A 2,181-nucleotide genomic window follows, 5' to 3' on the forward strand; every position below is an offset into this window, starting at 1 on the left:
GGCGTACGAGATGGCCGTGGCCGTCTGCGACGCCGACGGTCGAGCCGACCCGGCCGAGACCGCGTTCCTCCAGCGCCTGCGCACGGCCCTCGCCCTCGAGGACGCCGCGGCAGACCGCGTCGACATGGCCGGCGACCACCTTGCCAGTCTCGACCTCGAGGACGACACGTTCGACCCCGGGTCAGGTCCGGGACAGACTCTCGAGGCTGTCGCCGTTCCTGTTTCGGCGCCACCGGTCGAGGTCTCCGACCTCGAGGACGATCTCCGTCCGATGATTCTCCGCTACGCCGTGATGAACGGCGCGCTCGAGCTGTTGCCCCAGAAGCTGGCAACACTCGCCGTGGTCCCGATGCAGACCAAGATGGTGTACCGGATCGGGCAGCACCACGGGCACGTCCTCGATGCGGCAAAGGCCAAGGAGCTGCTGGGCGCGGTCGGACTCGGGCTGACGTCGCAGGTCGTGGAGACCTACGCGCGTGGGTTGCTGGGCGGGCTCATGGGGAAGGCGGCCAAAAAGTCGCTCGGCAAGAAGAAGGGGAAGAAGGCCAAAAAGATGGCGGCGGCAGCGACGGGCTCGGCGTTCCAGTTTGCCGCGACCTACGCCCTCGGCCACGCGGCCGATGCGTACTACGCCGGTGGCCGACGGTTGAGCGCGGACGGGCTCCGAGCGTTGTTCGACCGTCAACTCGAGGACGGGAAGGCGCTGTACCAGCAGCACCGCCCGGCCATCGAGCGCCAGGCGCAGTCGACGGATCTGCCGTCGCTGCTCGGACAACTCCGCTCCGGTGGCGCGTCGCTCGTGCCGGGGCTGTAGGTCCCGTCCTCGAGGACGAATGGTCCGTTCGCATCCTCGAGGTCGCCTACGAAGCTCCTATTCCGGGGGGAGCAGGGTCCTCGGATTCTTCGGCACGGGCCGGAATGCAGACAAGCACAAACCGTCATTCCCGCGGAGGCGGGACCGCGAAGCGAAGGCGCAGCCAATCCAGGGAGGGCGAGCACCATGCCACACGAGTCCTGGATCCCCGCCTCCGCGGGGATGACTCAGTCGTTAGAACGTCGCCTGCTGAGACACCCGAGGGGCACCCGGTCTTGTTTGGTTTCCAACCTCGTGGTAACGCCCTCGAGGTCGAACCGGTCGCGTCCTCGAGGACGGGTCAGCCGCCCAGGCGGAGGCGGACGGCGTCGAGAGAGTCCTCTTGGGCCACCAGCGTGACCTCGTCGCCGCGGTGCAGGACCGTGTGGCCGCTCGGGACGACGGCGCTCCCATCGCGCGAGACGGCCAGGAACAACACGTCGAGCGGCAGGCGGAGCTCGCGGAGCGGCACGCCCTCGAGGTCGGGGTTGGTGACACGGACTTGGGCGACCGATCGGTCCGCCGAGCGGCGGAGCAACAGAGCGGCGGATTCGGGCGCAGAGACGGCCTGCTCGAGAAGGGTCACCATCGCCGTGCCGGGGTCGACGACGAACGCGCCCAACTCCTCGAACGCCGCTTGGCGCTGACTGTTAGCCGGGCGGACGACCAACCGCTCGACCCCGTAGCGCTCGGACGCGAACCGCAACGCGCGCAGGTTCTGGGCGTCGTCGGGCAGGAGGGCGACGACGGCCGCCGTCTTGTCGGTCATCAACTCGTCGAGGACGACCTCGTCGACGGCTGGGATGTGGCGCTCGTCGACGTCCTCGGCGGCCAGGCGCTCGACGTGCTCGGCGTCGGGGTCGGCCATGACGACGGTCCAGCCGTCGCGGCCGAGCGACCGAGCCAGGGCGACCGACTGGCTCTCGACGCCCAGAATGAGCACGCCACGAGCCTCGTCGGCGGGCGTTGAGCCGGGCTCGTTGGTCTCGCCGGCGCGTCGCAACGCGGCCTTGAGGAAGAGCGGGCCGAAGATCTCGTTCAGCACCACGACCGAAATGATCAGCGTCGCGAACGCCGTCCCGAGCTCTGGGAACTGGACGGCCACCTCGCGCGCCAGGCCCAACGCGATGCCGGCCTGGGTGATGAAGGCCATCCACGAGAACCGGCGCTCGGCTGCCGGCTCGCCTGCGAGGGCCGATCCAGTCGCGGCGCCGGCCGCGATGCCGATGGCCCGGACGACGAAGAGGGCACCTGCGAACGGCAACGTCGCCCACAGGATGTCGAGCTTGAGCGCGAGACCGGTGATCGTGAAGAACGCGACGTAGACC

Annotated in this window: 2 protein-coding genes; one reads left to right on the forward strand and one right to left on the reverse strand. The window is 69.3% G+C overall.

From position 1 onward, the window contains the following. Positions 1-814: GTPase (locus tag WBA11_RS10560; protein ID WP_424520653.1), on the forward strand; the 814-nt coding region annotated here is incomplete at its 5' end. A 340-nt stretch (positions 815-1,154) separates the two neighbouring features. Here the strand turns inward: WBA11_RS10560 and WBA11_RS10565 are convergent. Beyond that, a partial coding sequence (locus tag WBA11_RS10565) for a potassium channel family protein (RefSeq protein WP_424520654.1) occupies positions 1,155-2,181 on the reverse strand: 1,027 nt, incomplete at its 5' end.

The organism is Rubrivirga sp. (assembly GCF_049648075.1).
Taxonomy (GTDB): Bacteria; Bacteroidota; Rhodothermia; order Rhodothermales; family Rubricoccaceae; genus Rubrivirga.